Raw genomic sequence first — 475 nt, forward strand, 5'->3', positions numbered from 1 at the left:
GATGTCACCGGCGTGCCCGGAGGCCGGTGCCGCCTCCGCCGAGGGCGCGTCGGCGACCGTGGGTCCGGCCGCCGCCGGTCCGTTCAGCACGCGCCGCGCGGTGGCCTCGGCCTCACGCTCGTACCGGTCCGACGGGTCGCTGACGCGCAGTCCGTCACCCCGGTCGGTGCCCGCCACGGGGCCGGAGCGCTGCTGGAGCACATGGGTCAGCTCATGGGCGAGGGTGTGCCGGTCGATGCCGGAGCCCCCGGCGACGATATGGCTGCCGGAGGTGTAGGCGACCGCGCCGACCTCGGCGGCGGACGCCTTGGCGGCGGCGTCGGTGTGGATGCGTACGTCGGAGAAGTCGGCGCCGAAGCGCGCCTCCATGTCGGTGCGGTTCCGCTCGTCGAGCGGCCGTCCCGTGCTGCGCAGGACGTCGTGGACCGCCGAGCGCTGCACCACCGGCTGCCCCTCCTCGTGGCCGCAGTCGGCG

At 76.0% G+C, this 475-nt stretch carries 1 protein-coding gene; it reads right to left on the minus strand.

The features are described 5' to 3' along the window. The coding region (locus RNB18_RS51355) for an eCIS core domain-containing protein (RefSeq protein WP_311720975.1) at positions 1-475 on the minus strand (475 nt) is incomplete at both ends.

Origin of the sequence: Streptomyces doebereineriae (assembly GCF_031845645.1) — a bacterium.
GTDB classification, from domain to species: domain Bacteria; phylum Actinomycetota; class Actinomycetes; order Streptomycetales; family Streptomycetaceae; genus Streptomyces; species Streptomyces canus.